The organism is Glaciecola sp. HA4-3 (assembly GCF_055693685.1).
Map to the genome: position 1 here is coordinate 1067506 of NZ_CM146340.1, position 19131 is coordinate 1086636.

Below are 19131 nucleotides of genomic sequence, written 5' to 3' on the forward strand. Positions count from 1 at the left end.
TATGGACATCACATATACAAAACACAAACATGTTGCAATTGGATTGTTGCTATTTATTACAGTATTTATGAGTTCAGCAAACGCTAAGCTTTTAATTGCTCCAACACGAGTTGTTTTTGATGATAGAGACAGAGTGCAAGAGTTGGTGTTAATTAATAACACGGATAGACGACAAGTGTACCGTTTAAGTTGGGAAGACAAAGTGGCAGGGTTTGACACCTTATATGATCAAGATGCTGATACAAAGGATTTCAAATACAGCGCACAATCATTTTTGCGTTTAAGTCCTAGGCAGGTGCTATTAGATCCTGATGAGCGCCAAATAGTTAAGGTCATGCTCAGACGTAACTCGTCAATGATTGAGCCAGAATATCGTTCACATCTTCTATTTACAGTCATTCCGGAAGAGTCAGTTAGGCTAGAAGAAGATGACGAGCCTATTGACGGGATTAAGTTAGAGATGAATCTTTTTGTCAATTATTCAGTTCCGATTATAGTCAGGACCCAAGAGCCACAAGTCAGCATGAATATAGTAAATGCTCAAAAGGTACTAGATGAGAGCTCTGATAGAGAAAAAATTGAAGTAACATTAAAACGTGATGGTGAAACAAGCTTTTTTGGTAAGTTAAGAGTAGTACAAACCTTACCCGATGGCACAGAATCAGTCGTTGGCCGCCTAAATAATATTAATTTCTTCACCGAGCTTGATATGTATAAAAAGGTTGTTTCTTTAAATGATGACTACCGTCCAGACCAAGGCAAGCTTGAGTTAACTCTACTTGGCGATAAGGAGTTTCAGAGAGTTCCTGCCAATAATTATCTTATAAGATAGGAATATTTGAAAAAAATAGTTAAGGGAATTTAAAAAGCGCCGATATGTTCATTGTGGGCAATTAACCGCCTTAAGAATCGAATGAGTAAGAACCTTTATTCATTCTGCAAGACAGAGTTGTCGCGAGTATGCTTGCGTTACTGTGTCGTTGATTAATTAAAAAACAATTGGAGTTTTTTATGTTTAAACGCAACCATTTATATACCGCATTAGTATCTGCATCTTTACTTGCTGCGGTTTCAACTAACACTCTAGCTCAAGCACCAGTGGTATCTGAGGCAACTGTTACAGTTCAAAATACTTTTGACTTCGCAGAAACGTCAGCCATTTCATTTGGTACTATTAGAGCTACCGCTGACCCAGCAGGCACGGTTCAAGCAACATACGTTGTCTCTGGCGATGGTACAACAAACGTACCAGCATCTGGCGGTGCTGCTGCAGCTATCGTAGAGCTTACTCCTGATACACCATAGGTGAGTATGCTGTCACTAACGCTGCTCCATTCTCTGACATAGAGATAACACTACCAACAACTGCTAACCTAGCGCTAGCAACAGCTCCTCCTAGCACTCTGGTTTTGAAGTAAACACGTTTACTGCATATATCTTAGATGGGCCAAATGCACTTTCTCTTTACGTTGCAACAACAAATGAAGCAACTACTGATGTAAATGGTGCTGTGAACTTTGCTGTAGGTGCAACGTTAGAAACTGACGACGCAGCTTCAACAGAGCCATATGCTGACGGTGCATATGTAGGAAACTATACAATTTCTGTAGGTTACTAAAATTCGCATTTAAACGTTTAAATGCGTTGAAACGACGTCAATAAAAAGCCAGCTTTACGCTGGCTTTTTTAACCCTTAAATTTAGGACGTGTTTATGCAAGATATTATCTCAAGGTTGATTGATAGTTTTTTGAATCGCTATTAAGTCGCTATCAGTAAATCAAAATGGTTACATTACGATTGACTATCTTAAAGCTGATTATCCTATAACTGACTAAAATGTCGCTCGACCAAATTGAAGTGCGCTTGCACTAACTTTTGGGTCAATGCCTGCTGAGGCGCAGCAAATACTTTGTTCGTAACGCCTTGCTCTATTATTTCTCCCTTATCCATAACCAATACCCTGTCACTAATATGTCTGACAATACCAATATTGTGTGAAATAAAGATAAAGCCTAAGCCTAATTCTGCCTGCAATTTTAAAATTAAATTGACGGTTTGCGACCTAACTGAAGGATCGAGTGCAGCAAAAGGTTCATCTGCCACAATTATTTGCGGATCTAACAATAGGGCTCTTGCCAACGCTACCCTTTGCTGTTGGCCGTCTGATAGCATATGGCGATAAAAATAATAATGATCGCTCAACAGACCAACCATCAACAACGTTTTTTCAATCTTATCAATGCGCGCTTGTTCGTCTAAATCGGTATTTAGCTTCAATATATTATGAAACACAGTCCCCAAAGAAAGTGCTGGGTTCATGCCATTTTTAGAGTGCTGCAGAATCATCCTAATTGCATGGTTTTGATTGATAGATTTTATGTCCTCTTCTTGAAACGCATCTTTATCAAAACTAATAGTACCTGAACTCGGGGAGATGGCATTGGCTAACAATTTTGCTAATAAGGTTTTGCCTGAGCCGTTATTGCCAATAATGGCAATGGTTTCGCCTCTAAACATATCGAAGTTTATCGGGCCTAGCTTAAAAACATGCTCAGGCTTAAACAAACCAACTTTTGATTTATGCTCATAATGCAAGTTTTCTACCGTTAGCATTGGCTTATCAAGCGGATTATTGAGCATATTGACTTTAGTCATTTGTTTACCCTTGACTTGCTTCATCAGGCGAGAACCTGATGGCACTTTGTGTGTCGTCATCTTGCTTTGATTTCATTTTGTTTGGCAAATGCAAAGGAAAATGGCAACTATATTGGTGGTCATGAATATTTCGCATGACAGGTACTTGCACACATTCTTTTTGAGCATTAGGACATCTAGGTCCTAACCGACAACCAGTGGGTAGATGTTGAAAGCTTGGTATGGTGCCTTTTAAGGCTTTTAAGGGGGATTTGCATGCTAAACTGGTTTGAAAACTTGGAGCACTATCCAATAGTGCTTTGGTATAGGGATGAAGGGGTCTTTTAAGTAATGATTTAACCTTCCCAGATTCAACCGTTTGACCACAATATAAAACCGTCATGCTTGTTGCAATGCTGGTAATTGCCAATAAATCATGGCTAACAAACAGTATAGATAAATTTTTTGTTTTGTTTAATTTAACTAACAAGCGCAGTACTTGTGTTTTGGTGATACTCTCCATGCTTCTGGTACTGTCATCGGCTATTAAAATACTAGGTTCAGAAGCCAGTGCCATAGCAATCATGATTTTTTGACTAATATCGGTAGGTATTTCATGTGGATAACAATTTAGCCATCTAGCGTGGTCTTTAATACCAACTTTGTGAATGAGGCTAATCGCGATTTCCTTGCGTTGCTTATTGCGTTGCCAAAACCAACCTTTATCAATAAATTCAGACGGAATACTTTCTTCTATTTGATCACCTAGCTTTACAGAAGGATCAAGCGCTGAGGTCGGCTCTTGAAATACCACTGCAATTTCGCGGCGCATAATTTGACGCCTTTGCTCATAAGTCATGTTGACTAAGTCTTGCCCTTTATATGTTAATCGATCAGCTTTGATGTGCCAATGATGAGGAAGGGCACCAATAATGGCTTTAACGACAAGAGTTTTTCCTGAGCCAGACTCTCCGACTAAGGCTTTAATTTCGCCTTCATGTAAGCTAAAACTCACTTTTTCAAGTGCCTTTATGCTTTGTCCATTCGACTCCATATATAAGGTAAGGTTTTTAATATCCAACAATGCCATTAGTATTTTAACCTGCTTCTTAAGGCTGAACGTAAGCCTTCGCCTACAATATTAACCGATAACACCATCAAAAATATAAAGAATCCTAGCAGGGCAATAAGCCATGGTGCCACATATGCTGCTTCCAGACTTTGAGATAATATTTGTCCCAATTCAATGCTAGGGCTTTGTGCTCCTAGGGATAAAAACCCTAAGGCTGACACATCTAAAATAGCGATAGACAGTGCTATTGTCGCCTGAATTACGACTAACTCAATCATACCGGGTAAAATACTAAAGAAAAATATACGAGAGGAACTAGCGCCATCTAGCCTTTCAAGTGTAACGTAATCTTTTGCAAGTTCTGCTTTTACAAAGCTTCGGGTTTGATGAATAAACTGTGGAATAAGTGCAAGGGTGATAGCAAGCATCGTATTAAATAGACCTGCACCTAAAATAGCTACCACGATTATGGCAATAAGCAGAGTTGGAATAGACATTATTGAATCAAATAAATGATTAACAATGCTTGAGCGTACACCGCGAACTGACCCTGCAACAGCGCCTAGTCCAACACCAATGAAACTGGCAATTAACACGATGATAAGACTGCTTCCAAAAGTTACTCGTATTCCATATAGCAAGCGTGTGAAGACATCACGGCCTAAGCTGTCAGTACCGAACAAATGTGCGACCGAACCATTTGGATGCCATGAAGGAGGCAACAGAATATTATTGGTATTTTGCAAGTCAGGATCATACGGTGCAATCAATGGAACGAGCAAGGTAATCACCAAAAATAGCGTCAGCACAATTAGACCAATAACCGCTAAATGGCTTTTTTTAAATTCTATCCAAATATGCGCCAATGGTGACGGGTGATATTCTTCTTGATATAGATTAAGCCGCTGCACTTTCTAATGCTTCCTTATTTGGATCGAGCGCCCGCGTAACAAACTCAATGGTAATGGTCAAGGTCAACACTATCACTGACACTACCAGCATACCGGCACGAATGGCAGGGTAATCTTGTTGGTTAATAGCTTGTATCAACCAATTTCCTACACCGGGCCAAGTGAATATTGTCTCTACAATCATTACGTTCGTAATTAAGGTGCTAATTTGTAGTGCTAGTATCGGCAATATCGGTAATAACGCATTTTTTAAACCATGTTTAAAAAATATTTGCCGTTGGGTAAAGCCGCGAGATTGCGCCGCTATGATGTAATCTTGTTGCATAACATCCATGGTTGAACGACGAGTAAAGCGAATATATAGTGCAATGATGACAATAGCGACTGATGCAGTAGGCAGGATAAGGTGCCGAAGAGCATCCGCGACTGCACTTGATTTGTCCTGTATGTCGCTCAAATATATATCAATAAATACGAAACCTGTTTGCTGCTTGACCTCGTATAACAAGTCAATTCTCCCACTAATAGGGAGCCACTCAAGTTGCAAACAAAAAACGGTAATAAAAATAAGGGCTAGCCAAAATACAGGAAACGAATAACCCACCATACTGAAAGTAACGACTGAAAAATCGATTTTATTATGATGCTTTAGGCCAGACAAAAATCCTATTGGGATACCAATAAAGATCGCCAGTAAAAGTGCATAAATCACTAATTCAAGTGTTGCGGGTAGAGACTGTGTGATTTCGTCAAACAAATAGGACTGTGTCACACTACTTATCCCCCAATTCCCATCAAGCAAATTGCGCACATACACACTAAACTGAGCGAAGATGCTTTCGTCTAGCCGATATGCAGCCTCCAGTGCAGCGCGTTGCTCAGCTGAATTAGGTGTTATGCCTGAGATGTTTTGTAATAAATCGCCAGGGAATAAGTATGGAAGAAAAAACGATAGCACTAATAAAGTAAGAATGGTGAATACCATCAAATTTAGATAGCGCAAAAATAACTTAATCATGGCAAACGCTCGACATTTTCAAAATTGATGCCGCCAAAGGGGTTAATCTGCATCCCTTTAAGGTCGCTACGTAAAGCCTGATATTGATAGGCATGGGCAATTGGCATCAACGGCGTTTCTTGATAAATAAGCTCATTTGCTTGCTGATACAGGCTTTGGCGCTGTTGGGGATCATCTGTAAGTAATGCTTCGCTAATAATTTGATCATACTGCTTATTGCACCACATCGCGCGATTTGTGCCTGAGGGAATCGCATCACATGTAAGTAAGGGACGATAAAAGTTATCAGGGTCGCCATTATCAGCATTCCAGCCAATTAATACTGAGTCGTGAATACCAAGTTTGAGGTTTTCTCGAAATATATTCCAATCATAGGTCACAATATTAACCTGAACGCCAACTTCTTCTAGATATCGTTTGATGAGCTCGGCCATTTTGGTAGCATTAGGGTTATATGCTCTGCGCACAGGCATCGCCCATATTTCAATCGTAAAATCGTTAGATAAGCCCGCTTCAATTAGCAACTCTCTTGCTCTGACAGGGTTATAGCCCAACTCTTTTGTATTATTATCATACGCCCACGACGCAGAAGGAATAATACTTTTTGCACGTGTAGCTTGACCTAAATAAATGGCATCTAACAATGACGTTTTATCGACAGCCAACACTAGCGCTTGACGAACCATCGGGTTGTCAAGCGGTGGCTTGTTAGTATTAAACGCCCAAAATCCTACATTTAATCCTGGCTTTTCTAACAAAACTAGGTCTTCTCTTTCTTGTACGACTTCTAAATCAGTTTGAGAAGGAAAAGCCGTTGCATCGCACTCGCCTGTGATAAGTTTTGCCATTCTTAATGACGATTTTGGTGTGATATCAAACAACAAATGCTGCATGCCTTGCACATCTTTAAAATAAGCGTCATGTCGCTCAAATCGAATATGATGATTTTGTTTATAGTCGTTAAATTTGTATGGGCCAGTTCCTATGGGCAAGGTATCTATATGGTCTTGATTGCCATTTGTTACTAATTGATCGGCATATTCTTTCGATAAAATAACGGCAAAGTCCGTTGCCAAATTGGCCAAAAATGAACTATCGGGTGTAAATAGAGTTATTTCTACTCGGTATCCATTTATACGTTCGACGCTTTTAATGGTTTGATCAAGTCTTAAGGAATCAAAATAGGGGTAACTACCTCCATTTACCTCATGAAATGGGTGGTTGGCTAAACGCCAACGATCAATACTGAAAATAACATCATCAGCGTTGAAAGTACGAGTGGGTGTAAAATAAGACGTGGTATGAAAAAAAATGCCTCTTCTTAATTGAAAGGTATATCGTAGGCCATCCTCACTAACAAGATAACTGCTCGCTAAACCAGCTTCTATACGTCCATTGTCTGGGTTGAACTCAAGCAATCGGTCATACAGCTGGTGGGCAGAAGCATCAGCGGTTGTACTGGAGGTATCAAGCTGCGGATTAAAATACGCAGGGTTGCTTTCAGAACAAAAAGTAATCGCATTTTTATTAACGGGAATTTTATTTCCACAGCCATAAGCTAATGTAAGGCAAGACAACACAAACACCTTCACCCATGTGCTTAAAAAAACGAAAACGTTTTTGGGCAGCAATTTAGCGATACTTACTTTACGCAGACTCGCTTTTAAGACCATGTTTGATAGTAAATTCATCACAATTAAACTACGGATGTACGATATAAAACATAATCATAGCCTAATCTGCTTCAGAGTTTTCAAGCAAATTGTATTTTTTTAAATAACCTCTTAACTGGTGATAAGTTAATGATAGTTTTTCTGCTGTTTTCTTCTGGTTATATTGCGATTCAGCAAGTGCACTCTTAATTAGATCAATTTCATAATTTTGAGAAACAGCTTTTAAATCCAAAGGAAAACTTGGCAAGCTTTGTGTGTTGGCTATCTCATTTGTTGTGTTTGGCGTCAAAGGGTCATGTGATGGTTGATTATTTGAGTCTTGTTCGTTTACTACAAGTGAGCTTGAAGAGGCGCTAGGTAAGTTATTTTCAATTCTGTTTGGTGCTTTTATGCGTTGCGTTGGACGGTATTTCGACTCAAAAGGGTCAAGTACAATTTCGTGAACAGGCAAAGTGGCGGGCGTGCGATATACCGCTCGTTCAACTACATTTTTCAGTTCGCGGATATTGCCTTTAGCCACGAGTAGTCTAACAGCGTCTCCTTTGCTTTTTTTGTGAAACCGCTAAATAGCTCAAGCTCAAGCTCTCTAGCCATATTGATAGCAAATGTTTCTGCAAGCATCAATATGTCATCTTTTCGTTCTCTAAGTGGCGGTATAGTAATAACGTCAAACGCAAGCCTATCAAGCAAATCGGCTCTAAACTCTCCTTGCTCGGCTAAACTGGGTAAATCTTCATTTGTCGCAGCCACTAGTCTGACATCTACTTTAACGGTTCTTGTGCCGCCAACTCGTTCGAACTCACCGTATTCAATGACTCGCAAAAGTTTTTCTTGAATCAATGCGGAAGTATTGGCTAGTTCATCTAGGAATAAAGTCCCATTGTCAGCATATTCAAAGCGACCTTCCCGTCGTTTTGAAGCACCCGTAAACGCACCTGCTTCATAACCAAAAAGTTCAGATTCTAAAAGACTTTCGCTCAAAGCTGCGCAATTGAGTTTGACGTAGTTTTGTTCCCAGCGCTTTGACAAAAAATGTAAACGTGAGGCAACTAGCTCTTTACCGGTGCCTCTTTCACCTATTATTAAAATTGGTTTTTGAAGCGGGGCGACTTGAGATATTTGCTCGATAACTTCCAAAAAACTATTGGCTTGGCCAAGCATTTCATTTTTTTGTTCAAACATGGAGTGGTCACTAATTTAAATTTTGGTCAAATTTACTAAAATATAGTCTACTTTAAAAAAGATGTAATAGGTAGTGAAACTGGAAAAACAATAAAAAGATTTTAAAAACAACAGCTTATGCTTGGTTTTAAAGTTGGCAAGATTATTGAATATAGATAGCCAAGAGACTTAGTTTACTGATTGTAAATAGTCACCACCGCTATTATTTAGCACTAAACCAAAGAGGTAACATACCATGGGTATTTTTTCACGTTTTACCGATATTATTAATTCAAATATCAATGCAATTCTTGATAAGGCTGAAGATCCAGAAAAAATGGTTCGACTAATTATTCAAGAAATGGAAGACACCTTAGTTGAGGTTCGTTCAGCGTCAGCTAAAACGATAGCAAACAAAAAGGATGTTGTTAATCAAATCAATAAGTACACAGCTGAAGCCGCCGACTGGGAGTCGAAAGCAGAATTAGCTATTAATAAAGGTCGTGAAGATCTAGCAAGAGCTGCATTGCAAGAACGAAGCAAAGCAAGTGAAGCAGCAGAAGCATTAACTAACGAGCTATCGTTAATAGAAGATGAGCTAGCTAAGTTACAACAAGAAACTGGCCAGCTTCAAGAAAAGCTAGCGGATGCTAAAAATCGCCAAAAAACGATTATCATGAGGCAAAAAACAGTTAGTTCACGTTTAGAAGTAAAGAAACGTTTAGACTCAAGCACAGTTGATAATGCAATGGGGCGTTTTGAACAATTTGAACGTAAAATCGACGACTTAGAGTCACAGGTTGAAGCTTATGATGTTGGTAAGCGTAGTCTAAAGGATGAGATTGCTAGCTTAGAAGAAGATAACAAAATTGAAGATGAATTAGCTGCATTAAAAGCAAAAATGAACGCTGACAAGCCAAAAAAGGCAAGCGTCTCAGCAGTAAGTAAGACGAAAAAAGCGTAAGGAAGAACCCCCTTAGTGTTAAATAGTCTTTGTTCAACTACTTGATTACGCAGTAAGCTATATAAATAAATCAGGTAGTTGTTCATCTCAATAGTTAGGAGAAGAAAATGGAAGAGTTTTTTATATTAACAGGCGTAACGCTTATTGTATTTATGTTGTTTGTGGCACCTATTTGGCTAATCTTGCACTATAGAAGCAAACGTCAAGTAAGCAAGGGACTTTCAGAAACGGAAGTTAGATCACTTCAAAACTTGGCTCAAAAAGCCGAGTTGATGGCTGACCGTATTGAAACCTTGGAAAGCATTTTGGATGCAGAGGCACCTGACTGGAGGAACAGAGCATGAGAGGCGGAGAATTATATCGAGACAAACAACGCGGTAAAATCGCCGGCGTCTGTGCAGGAATAGCAGATTACTTCGGAATTGAAACTTGGTTAGTACGAATTTTAACAGTGACTGCCTTTTTATTACTCGCAGGGCCTTTTGTACTTGTCGCTTATGTTGCAGCAGTATTCATTTTAGATGACAAGCCTGAAACTGCTTACCATCAACAGTTTGAAAGTCGCGGTAATAGCTATGGAAGTGGGTCGATTAAAAATGATGCAGAATATGCAGGGAAAGGTTACCGAAACTCTCATTCAGCTAATTCTCATAAAGTTGAAGTGAAATCTAGAGTTTGGCAAGCGGGCAAACCACCAAGAGCTGCATTAGCTGAGATAAAACAACGCTTTTCACACGTTGAAGAGAAACTAAGGAAAGTGGAAAGTTACGTAACATCTAAAGAGTTTCAGCTTAATCGAGAAATCAATCGACTATAGTAATAATATCTTCTCCTTCGACAAAAACCGAGTATATACTCGGTTTTTTTGTAAACAATAGAAGACAAAAATCCGTGGTATTACCAGTTTAATGATGATGTTGACTATCATCAAATGCCTTTTAATTGATTATGATACCTCAAAATTAACGTAGACCAATTCACTATAGGTATTTATGGCTAAGCAATCCCAATATGTTTCAAAACAATCTGATGACAACGGTATTATACATTGGAGTGATGAAGAGCATGATAGATGGCGTCGACTTTATGAAAGACAAATGAAGCTGCTTAAAGGAAGAGCTTGTGACCAATACATGCATGGGATTGAGCTTTTAGGGATGACTAGCCAAGAGATACCGCAATTAGGTGACATCAACAAAGTACTAAGTGCAACTACCGGTTGGACAACAGCGGAAGTACCCGCTTTAATCAATTTTACGGAGTTTTTTACACTGCTAGCAAATAAACAATTCCCAGTAGCGACCTTTATTCGAAGTGAAGCTGAGTTTGATTATCTGCAAGAGCCCGATGTCTTTCATGAAATTTTTGGCCACTGTCCTTTGTTAACTAATCCAGCATTTGCCCACTTTACCCATACTTATGGCAAATTAGGTTTAGCGGCGAATAAAGAAGACAGGGTGTATTTGGCCCGTTTGTATTGGTTTACAGTAGAATTTGGTTTGATGCAAACGCCCGAGGGTTTGCGCATATATGGCGGCGGTATCTTATCTTCACCTATGGCGAAACGATTCATGCATTAGAGTCTTCTGATGCAGTGCGAGAAGCATTAGATCCGCTTGCAGCAATGCGTACACCTTATCGCATAGATATTATGCAACCTCTTTACTATGTGCTTGAAAATGCCGATGATTTAGATGCACTGGCCGACGCTGACCTTATGTCGATGGTTACAAAAGCCAAACAGTTGGGTTTATTCGAGCCTAAATTTGCGCCCAAAGCGAGTTAAACACCAATTACACTCCTCATGTCGTGATTATTAAATTTACTTAATAATCACGACTTTCACGCCTGTTTACCTGATCTGATTTGTCTGCCAATCGTAAATATCAGCATACACAACAATATATGTTTACAGTAGTACAGGATAAGGTAATGCGCTTAGAAATAAATTGTGAAGACCGCACCGGTATCACTCAAAATATCTTAGATATTCTCAAAGATTATGAGATAGATTTGCGTGGAATTGAGATAGAAGCGCAAGGTAAAATATTCTTAGATTTCCCTACGATAGAGTTTGAAAATCTACAAAATTTAATGCCAAAACTTCGTTTACTAGCAGGGATAAAGGATGTGAAGACAACGCCCTTTATGCCAATCGAAAGAGAACGAAATCAATTGCGAGCATTGTTGCAAACCTTACCAGATCCTTGTTTCTCCACCGATACAAATGGCAAGGTGATATTGTTTAATGATGCTGTCAGGGCTGCATTGGAGTTAGCCGATGAAGCCATTTTAGAATTAAACATTGAAGACCTTATCACAGGCTTTAATTTTTCAAAGTGGCTTGGTAAGAAAAATATCGAACCGGTTACAGAAAAAATCAAATTTATTCAACAAGATTATATCGCTGATATTTTACCGGTGTTAATTTCTGATGCAGACAAAAATGTATTGGCAGGTAGTGTACTGTTATTGAAATCTGAAGTAAGACTTGGCGTTCAGATGAACGCACTTAGAAAGACATATACTAACTCATTTGATAGCTTTGAGGTTTATTCAACTGCGATGAAGCGAGTGATTCGTGAAGCTAAGCGTATGTCGCAACTAGATGGCAATATGCTGATCACAGGCGATACTGGCTCGGGTAAAGAACAAATCGCAAAAGCTTGCCACGATAATAGCCGCAGATCAGACGGTGAATTTGTGACGTTAAATTGTGCATCTTTGCCTGACGATGTAGCTGAAACTGAACTATTTGGCTATGCCAAAGGCGCTTTTTCAAAAGAAGAGGGTAAAGCTGGTTTGTTTGAGCAAGCAGCTGGCGGAACCATTTTGTTTGATGAAGTATCAGAAATGTCAAAGCAACTTCAAGCAAAATTATTACGAGTGCTTGAGTATGGTACTTATCATCAAATTGGTGATAGCAGGGTCAAGTATATTGATTGTAGAATCATATGTACCTCGTGCAAGGATTTAGGCGAAAGTGTTCAAGAAGGCACGTTTAGAGAAGATCTCTACTATCGTTTAAACGTGCTGGGACTGGTTATTCCATCACTAAGAGAGCGCAAAGCAGATATTGTGCCCTTGGCCAATAATATTGTGTTAGAACATTCTAAAAAACTCGGTATTCAACCGCCTAAGTTGAGCAAGCCGTGTATCGATTATCTAGAAAGTTATCCGTGGCCCGGAAATATCCGTCAATTAAAAAATGCGCTTTATCGTGCGATTTCTATCATGGATGGCAACGAAATAACCAAAGAAGAAATCCAACTTCCAACGTGCAGTGCAAGCGTGACCTATATTGATGAAAATTTTGACGGTACACTTGAACAGGAAGTGAAAAAATTTGAAAGAGATATGTTAAAGCGTTTGTATCCTTCATATCCAAGCACAAGGCAGCTTGCTAGAAAGCTGGGCTTAAGTCATACTGCTATAGCGAATAAATTACGCGAGTATGGTATTTCAAAACACTCGGTCAAATTACAATAAAGCACAAGGTTACTAAGTAGAATGAGTCTATTTTTACATGGGTACTGGCGCAGTTCAGCAACGTATCGGGTTCGAATTGCGCTTAATTTAAAAGGCCTCGACTATGAGTATGTGCCCGTGCACCTTAGTAAAAGACGGCGGAGAACAAAATTCGCAAGCATATACAAAGCTAAATCCAGCACAACTGGTACCTACGTTTGTAGATGATGACGAAGACGTTACGCTTAATCAGTCTTTGGCAATTATCGAGTATATTGACGAAAAATATGAATCTAATACCAAATTACTGCCAACACATCGTCTAGACAGAGCTCGTGTGCGTATGATGAGTCAAGATATCGCGTGTGATATGCAGCCAGTAATGAATCTAAGAGTATTAAACACTTTGAAAAGCGATTTTAGTGCTAATGATAGCGATATCAAAAATTGGATGCATCATTGGACAAAAAAAGGCTTTTCAAGTTTAGAGCAACGGCTGCAAAACCGATCTGGTAAGTACTGCATTGGGTATGATGTGAGCTTAGTTGACGTATGTTTGGTGCCACAAGTTTATAATGCATTACGATTTGGCATTCAGTTATCTGACTACCCACTTATTGAAAAGATCTATAACAATTGTCAGAGTATGAAGGCCTTTCAAGACGCGGCCCCTGAAAATCAAATCGATGCGACTTAGCACCCTTCTTGTGCGGCAGTTTAATTATATTGGCAGTTCAGTCGTGTTTTTGACTTGCTTTAAAGCAAACGTCGAACTTAGATGATCGACTAACGGTAAACTGGTTAACTTTGTTTTGAGCAGTTGTTCGTATTCTTCAATGCTTTTAACAATAACTTTAAGCAGATAGTCTTTATCGCCACTGGTTGTGTGGCATTCAATGACTTCTTCTATTTCTTGTACAGCACTCTCAAACTTATTAAGAGAATCGCCATCATGATTTTTCAAGGTGACATAGATAAAGACTGACACACCAAGGTCGAGCTTTTTCGCATCTAAAAGCGTCACTTTTTGACGAATGATCCCGTCAGCTTCCATGCGTTTTACACGACGCCAACACGGTGTGTGTGATAAACCCACATATTGACTAAGTTCAGCCATTGAAACAGTTGCGTCGCGTTGCATCACGCGTAATATTTCTCGATCAAATTTATCTAATTTCATGTCTTTGTTCTTATTTTTGTATGTTTTTGCCGATATCAGCCAAACTCGTAAATTAAAAGAAGCCCGTATTAAACCATTGTGGTGCTTTGAGGCGTATTCTAACAATTCTTATATTATAGGATGTATATCCTATAAAAAGAAAACATTTATCAGTTTTTTTTGTATGCTTTTGATTAGGGTCATTTAATTGCAAAACCTGTCCTCGTCATATTCAGCTAACATAGACTAAATAATAATGATAAGGCAATTCGATGGCCGTTTTTGAACATCCTGATTTTGATAAGCACGAACACATCTCTTTTAAACACGATGAAGAAAGTGGCTTATCGGCAATTATTGCTGTGCACAATACCAACCTAGGACCAAGTTTAGGTGGGTGCAGAATGTTTAACTATCCAAGCAGTGCCGATGCTTTATCTGATGTCTTGAGACTGTCAAAAGGTATGACATACAAAGCAGCGATGGCAGGTTTGCCACAAGGCGGCGGCAAGGCAGTTATTATCGGTGATCCCAGAACACAAAAAACACCTAGATTGATGCAAGCAATGGGGCGGTTTGTCGACACCTTTAATGGCAGTTATGTCATTGCTGAAGATTCTGGTATTGCAGTTTCAGATGTTCATCATATGGCAAGTCAAACATCTTTTGTCGCGGGTGCGGATGCGCGGTATTCTGTGATGGGTGAGCCAGCTGACGGCAATCCTGCGCCAGCGACTTCTTACGGCGTTTTTTGCGGTATTCGAGCTGCTGTCAACTTCAGATTTAACAGTGACTTAAAAGGTAAAAAGGTGGCTATCCAAGGCGTAGGTCATGTTGGCTTGCGACTGGCTCGTCATTTACACAAAGCGGGCGCCATACTTTTTGTTTCAGATATTTTTGATGAAAATTTAAAAATTGCACAAAAAGAGCTAGGTGCTACGATTGTCGACAATACTATCATCCATACATTGGATGTGGATGTATATGCTCCATGCGCATTGGGCGGAGCAATTAATGCGCAAACAATTAATCAAATAAAAGCGCCTATCATCGCGGGGGCTGCGAATAATCAGTTACAAAGTACTGACTTGGACTCTGTATTATTTAACAAAGGTATTGTTTACGTCCCTGATTATGTCATAAACGCAGGCGGTATTATCGATATATTCCATCAAACTCAAGACAATAGCACAGAACAATATTTGCAAAGCCAATTAGAAGATATTGGTAAAACGGTGACCCTAGTATTAGAAGAAGCAAACAGAAGTCAACTTGCTACGCAAATTGTTGCCAATCAGCTTGCAGAAGCAAAATTTAAATAAACACGCTAAATATGATGCGACCGGCTTGCAATGTAATACCCGCATAGGCATAATGCTCGGCCTTGGCGGTAGCGCCAAATCAATGGTGAACTCTGGTTCTCTCGCAATAATAACTTGGGAACCCGGTCAGGCCCGGAAGGGAGCAGCCGTACTAAGGGACTTATGTGCCGGGAAGTGGCTGGAGTTCGCCACCCAATCTCACTTTTCTTGATGCTTTACATTATCTAAAAATTCCACCCCGGCCTGGACGCAATTAATCACATTCATGCGCATTTGCTGTCGCTCAGAGTTTGGCATATAAAATGCCATATCTACTTCATATCGAATGTAACGCGGAGGTAGCTGGTTTAGTGTTAAACATGTTAAATCTGCTAGATAATCACTAGATTTGCTTTTTGTTAGGCCCAGTTCGTCTATATGTTCTAGGACCAGGTGTTCGTAATAATTATGAATGTCATCATCAAGCTTCACATGTTACTCCTAAATAACTAACGATAATTTTGCTTAAGAATTGAGCAATTTGCAGTACTGAGGTCCGTCGAGATATGAATCATAGAATTAACGAAAATCACCCTTGTACCCCATCATAATCAGGCTATCGGCTGCAATTAACTGCGCTTTAGTCAAAAAAAACATCATTCTTTAGTCTCTATCGCTTGATATAATTGACCACAGGAAGAAATTAAGTATATTATAGGGCAGTGGGAAAAGCCCATGTTATAGAAAGTCGTATAATAACGGCAAAAAACATAAAAATATTAATGTCTAGGGAGACATCATGTTTACTAACACAAAACTAGCTAAAGCTATAAAGCTCGCTTGCGTGTTCGGCGCTGCCGCGTCAACAGTAAGTATTGGCTCAGTAGCAGTTGCACAAGAAGGCAACGCTGCAGAAGAGTCAATTGAAAAAATTAACGTAACTGGTTCACGTATCAGAAAGGCAGAATTCGCGTCTGCTGCTCCGATTGCAGTTGTTAGCTCAGAGCAATTTGAACTAACCAATACTATCAATACTGAATCACTTCTAAATACTTTACCTCAGGTTGTTCCAGGTCTAGACAGAACTTCAAATAACCCTGGTAACGGTACAGCAACTGTTGATTTACGTGGTTTAGGAACAAACAGAACATTGGTACTTATTAACGGTACTCGTGCTGTTCCAACAACTTCAGGCGGCGCGGTAGATATTAACTCTATCCCAACTGCACTAATCAAAAACGTTGAAGTACTAACTGGTGGTGCATCTGCAGTATATGGTTCTGACGCTGTTGCTGGTGTTGTTAACTTCATCCTTAAAGATGACTTTGAAGGTGTTGAAGTAGCAACTGGTTATGAAAGCACTGAAGAAGGCGATGCAGAAATCTTTAATGCTGACTTCACAATCGGTGGTAACTTCGCTGACGGTCGTGGTAACGTTGTATTTAACTTGAGCTACACAGATCGTGAAGATTTGTTCCAAGGCGATAGAGATTTCGCTCAAACAGCATTGTTTGATAACGGCGATGCAACTGGTCTAGAGCTAGGCGGTTCATCTGGTGTACCAGATACTTCAATTTTCAACAGTGGTTTTAGCACTTTCTCTCCTGACTCAGATGGTATTATCTTTGGTCAAGACGGTAGTGTACGTCCATTTGTTGCCGGTGGCGATGTTAATGATTTCTATAACTACGCACCTGTTAACTATATTCAGCTTCCTCAAGAGCGTCACCAAGCGACTGCTCTAGGTAGTTTTGAAGTTTCTGAAAATGCAGAGTTATATGGTCGTATCATGTTTACTGATAGCCGTGTACCTTCTCAGTTAGCGCCTACGCCAATCTTCCAAACTTCAACTTTCTCTCTTGATAACAACCCGTTTATCACACCAGAAGCACAGCAAGTGATTTCTGATGCGATAGGTCTTGGTGTTGATACAGATGGTGATGGTATTGATGATGAAGCACGTGCACTTGTACGTCGTCGTCTTGAAGAAGTTGGACCTCGTCGTTCAGAAGATGCGTTTACATCTTACCAGTTCCAAGTAGGTGTCCGTGGTAATGTTGCTGATTCTGATTGGTACTACGACGCATACTATCAAACTGGTAAAGTTAACAACTCTACAGCTCAGTTAGGTAACGTAAACCGTGGTCGTTTTGACCAAGCTTTATTACTTGCTAGCGAAAACGGTAACGTAATCGTTGGTGCTGACGGTCAGCCTACTTGTGCCGATACGTCTGCAAATGGCTCAACTATCGGTTGTGCTCCAATGAATATCTTTGGTGCTGGTAATATCTCTCAAGATGCTGCTGACTTCCTAAAAACAGCGGTTGCTTCAACTGCCTTGTTCGAACAAAAAATCTTTGGTGCTTCACTATCTGGTGACTCAGCTGAGTTCTTCGAACTACCAGGTGGTCCAATTGGTATCGCATTTGCTTACGAGCACAGACAAGATTCGTTTGAATTCTTACCTTCACAGGATTTAGCGGCTAGCACAATTGCTGGTTTCAACGGTTCTCCTGCTCTAGCTGGTGGATTCACTGTTTCTGGTTTCTCTGTTGAAGCAAACTTACCAATCATTGAAGGTGTTGAGTTTGTTGATTTACTTTCAGTAGATGTTGCTTACCGTTCAGAAGATTACTCAACAGTTGGTTCTGTAGACGCATTTAAATTGTCAGGTATTTGGGCAATTAACGAAAACTTCCGTTTCCGTGCTGGTTTCAACGAAGCGGTACGTGCTCCAAACATCGGTGAATTGTTCTCTCCACAAGGCGAAAACTTCCCAGGCGCAAGTGATCCATGTGCAGGTAACGGTGCTCTTGACCAAACTGAAGCATTACGTAGCTTATGTATCGCGACTGGCGTTCCAGCAGCAGCAGTATTTAGTAACGGCCTAAACCCAGCTTCTGGTCAGGTTCGTTCACTAGCTGGTGGTAACCCGAATCTAACTGAAGAAACTGCGGAAACATTAACTGTTGGTTTCGTTGTAGATGACATCGTTGAAAATCTTTCTTTCTCTGTAGATTACTTCGACATTGAGATTGAAGATGCTGTCGCCGCTTTCGGTGGTGGTACAAACAACATTCTTACGACTTGTTACGATTCAACTCGTGAAGGTTCTGGTCTTGGTGGTCCATTCTGTGACGTAGTAAACAGACGTGGTGACGGTACTATTGACTTCGTTGAAACGCTTAGCCAAAACGTTGCATCAATCACCCTTGCTGGTGTTGACGTAATCGCAAGCTACAGCCTTGAGACAGAGTTTGGTGATGTTGATATCGATTACTTAGGTACTTACACTGACGAAAGTGACTTCCTACCATTTGCTGGTTCACCTGACCTAATTCAGTGTGCTGGTAACTTTGGCGCAAACTGTGGCGAACCTACGCCAGAGTATAAGCACAGAATGACATTTACCTTAGGTACTGACGACTATACTGCTCAATTATTGTGGAGATATGTTGGTGAAGTATCTGATGATGATGACGGTACTGACTTTACAGTTGAGAAGATTGATGGCACTAGCTACTTCGATCTAGCGGGTACTTACTTTATCAATGATAACTTTAGAGTTGTTGCTGGTATCGATAACTTACTTGACGAAAAACCACCAGTAATTGGTGACAACGATGAGCAATCAAATACATATCCTGCTACATATGATGTATTTGGTAGAACTTACTATGTAAGCCTACGCGCATCATTCTAAGACATCTTAGAAACTAACATTTAGTTAGATAAAAAAGAGAGCTTCGGCTCTCTTTTTTGTTTTAGG

At 39.9% G+C, this 19131-nt stretch carries 15 protein-coding genes, 1 other RNA gene and 3 pseudogenes; 11 read left to right on the forward strand and 8 right to left on the reverse strand.

From position 1 onward, the window contains the following. Nucleotide 1: 1 nt before the first annotated feature. Nucleotides 2-832 carry a fimbrial biogenesis chaperone gene (locus ACZ1G6_RS05095; RefSeq protein WP_472618339.1) on the forward strand — a complete coding sequence of 277 codons (831 nt, stop codon included), beginning with the start codon at nucleotides 2-4 and terminating at the stop codon, nucleotides 830-832. A 179-nt stretch (nucleotides 833-1011) separates the two neighbouring features. Next, on the forward strand, nucleotides 1012-1305 hold the full coding sequence (locus tag ACZ1G6_RS05100; RefSeq protein ID WP_472618340.1) for a hypothetical protein: 294 nt from the start codon (nucleotides 1012-1014) through the stop codon (nucleotides 1303-1305). A 517-nt stretch (nucleotides 1306-1822) separates the two neighbouring features. On the opposite strand, the gene ACZ1G6_RS05105 is transcribed toward ACZ1G6_RS05100, so the two are convergent. From ACZ1G6_RS05105 to pspF, 6 genes and pseudogenes are all read right to left on the reverse strand, one after another. Further along, complete coding sequence (locus ACZ1G6_RS05105) at nucleotides 1823-2656, reverse strand: ATP-binding cassette domain-containing protein (RefSeq protein WP_472618341.1); 834 nt, start codon at nucleotides 2654-2656, stop codon at nucleotides 1823-1825. A gap of 4 nt (nucleotides 2657-2660) precedes the next feature. Continuing rightward, nucleotides 2661-3725: an oligopeptide/dipeptide ABC transporter ATP-binding protein gene (locus ACZ1G6_RS05110; protein WP_472618342.1), complete on the reverse strand. Its 1065-nt coding sequence runs from the start codon at nucleotides 3723-3725 to the stop codon at nucleotides 2661-2663. After that, complete coding sequence (locus ACZ1G6_RS05115) at nucleotides 3725-4618, reverse strand: ABC transporter permease subunit (RefSeq protein WP_472618343.1); 894 nt, start codon at nucleotides 4616-4618, stop codon at nucleotides 3725-3727. Before ACZ1G6_RS05115 ends, ACZ1G6_RS05110 begins: the two co-directional genes overlap by 1 nt. Beyond that, nucleotides 4605-5636 (reverse strand): ABC transporter permease subunit, encoded by a 1032-nt coding sequence (locus ACZ1G6_RS05120; RefSeq protein WP_472618344.1) that lies wholly within the window; start codon nucleotides 5634-5636, stop codon nucleotides 4605-4607. Before ACZ1G6_RS05120 ends, ACZ1G6_RS05115 begins: the two co-directional genes overlap by 14 nt. Further along, nucleotides 5633-7327 (reverse strand): ABC transporter substrate-binding protein, encoded by a 1695-nt coding sequence (locus ACZ1G6_RS05125; RefSeq protein WP_472618345.1) that lies wholly within the window; start codon nucleotides 7325-7327, stop codon nucleotides 5633-5635. The genes ACZ1G6_RS05120 and ACZ1G6_RS05125 overlap by 4 nt, the downstream gene beginning before the upstream one ends. Before the next feature lie 43 nt (nucleotides 7328-7370). Beyond that, nucleotides 7371-8491, reverse strand: a pseudogene (pspF, locus tag ACZ1G6_RS05130) (phage shock protein operon transcriptional activator). Between the two features lie 235 nt (nucleotides 8492-8726). Here pspF and pspA point away from each other — a divergent pair. The 6 genes and pseudogenes from pspA to maiA all read left to right on the forward strand — a co-directional run bounded on the left by pspA (nucleotide 8727) and on the right by maiA (nucleotide 13599). Then, nucleotides 8727-9434, forward strand: coding sequence for a phage shock protein PspA (gene pspA / locus ACZ1G6_RS05135; RefSeq protein WP_472618346.1), 708 nt, complete (start codon nucleotides 8727-8729; stop codon nucleotides 9432-9434). A gap of 107 nt (nucleotides 9435-9541) precedes the next feature. Continuing rightward, nucleotides 9542-9778, forward strand: coding sequence for an envelope stress response membrane protein PspB (gene pspB, locus ACZ1G6_RS05140; protein ID WP_472618347.1), 237 nt, complete (start codon nucleotides 9542-9544; stop codon nucleotides 9776-9778). Next, nucleotides 9775-10251, forward strand: coding sequence for an envelope stress response membrane protein PspC (gene pspC / locus ACZ1G6_RS05145; protein ID WP_472618348.1), 477 nt, complete (start codon nucleotides 9775-9777; stop codon nucleotides 10249-10251). The genes pspB and pspC overlap by 4 nt, the downstream gene beginning before the upstream one ends. Before the next feature lie 175 nt (nucleotides 10252-10426). Beyond that, a pseudogene (gene phhA, locus ACZ1G6_RS05150) lies at nucleotides 10427-11220 on the forward strand (phenylalanine 4-monooxygenase). A gap of 146 nt (nucleotides 11221-11366) precedes the next feature. Continuing rightward, nucleotides 11367-12923 carry a transcriptional regulator TyrR gene (gene tyrR, locus ACZ1G6_RS05155; RefSeq protein ID WP_472618349.1) on the forward strand — a complete coding sequence of 519 codons (1557 nt, stop codon included), beginning with the start codon at nucleotides 11367-11369 and terminating at the stop codon, nucleotides 12921-12923. Nucleotides 12924-12944: 21 nt separating this feature from the next. Then, nucleotides 12945-13599: pseudogene (gene maiA, locus ACZ1G6_RS05160) on the forward strand (maleylacetoacetate isomerase). A gap of 24 nt (nucleotides 13600-13623) precedes the next feature. Here the strand turns inward: maiA and ACZ1G6_RS05165 are convergent. Next, nucleotides 13624-14082, reverse strand: a complete 459-nt coding sequence (locus ACZ1G6_RS05165) for an Lrp/AsnC family transcriptional regulator (RefSeq protein WP_472618350.1) — start codon at nucleotides 14080-14082, stop codon at nucleotides 13624-13626. A gap of 251 nt (nucleotides 14083-14333) precedes the next feature. Here ACZ1G6_RS05165 and ACZ1G6_RS05170 point away from each other — a divergent pair, with 251 nt between their 5' ends. Then, nucleotides 14334-15383 (forward strand): Glu/Leu/Phe/Val family dehydrogenase, encoded by a 1050-nt coding sequence (locus ACZ1G6_RS05170; RefSeq protein WP_472618351.1) that lies wholly within the window; start codon nucleotides 14334-14336, stop codon nucleotides 15381-15383. A 90-nt stretch (nucleotides 15384-15473) separates the two neighbouring features. Then, nucleotides 15474-15570, forward strand: an RNA gene (ffs, locus tag ACZ1G6_RS05175) — signal recognition particle sRNA small type. An 11-nt stretch (nucleotides 15571-15581) separates the two neighbouring features. Here ffs and ACZ1G6_RS05180 read toward each other — a convergent pair. Continuing rightward, nucleotides 15582-15854, reverse strand: coding sequence for a late competence development ComFB family protein (locus ACZ1G6_RS05180; protein ID WP_472618352.1), 273 nt, complete (start codon nucleotides 15852-15854; stop codon nucleotides 15582-15584). Between the two features lie 307 nt (nucleotides 15855-16161). Between ACZ1G6_RS05180 and ACZ1G6_RS05185 the strand changes: the two genes are divergently transcribed. Next, on the forward strand, nucleotides 16162-19065 hold the full coding sequence (locus ACZ1G6_RS05185; RefSeq protein ID WP_472618353.1) for a TonB-dependent receptor domain-containing protein: 2904 nt from the start codon (nucleotides 16162-16164) through the stop codon (nucleotides 19063-19065). The last annotated feature ends 66 nt before the right edge of the window (nucleotides 19066-19131 follow it).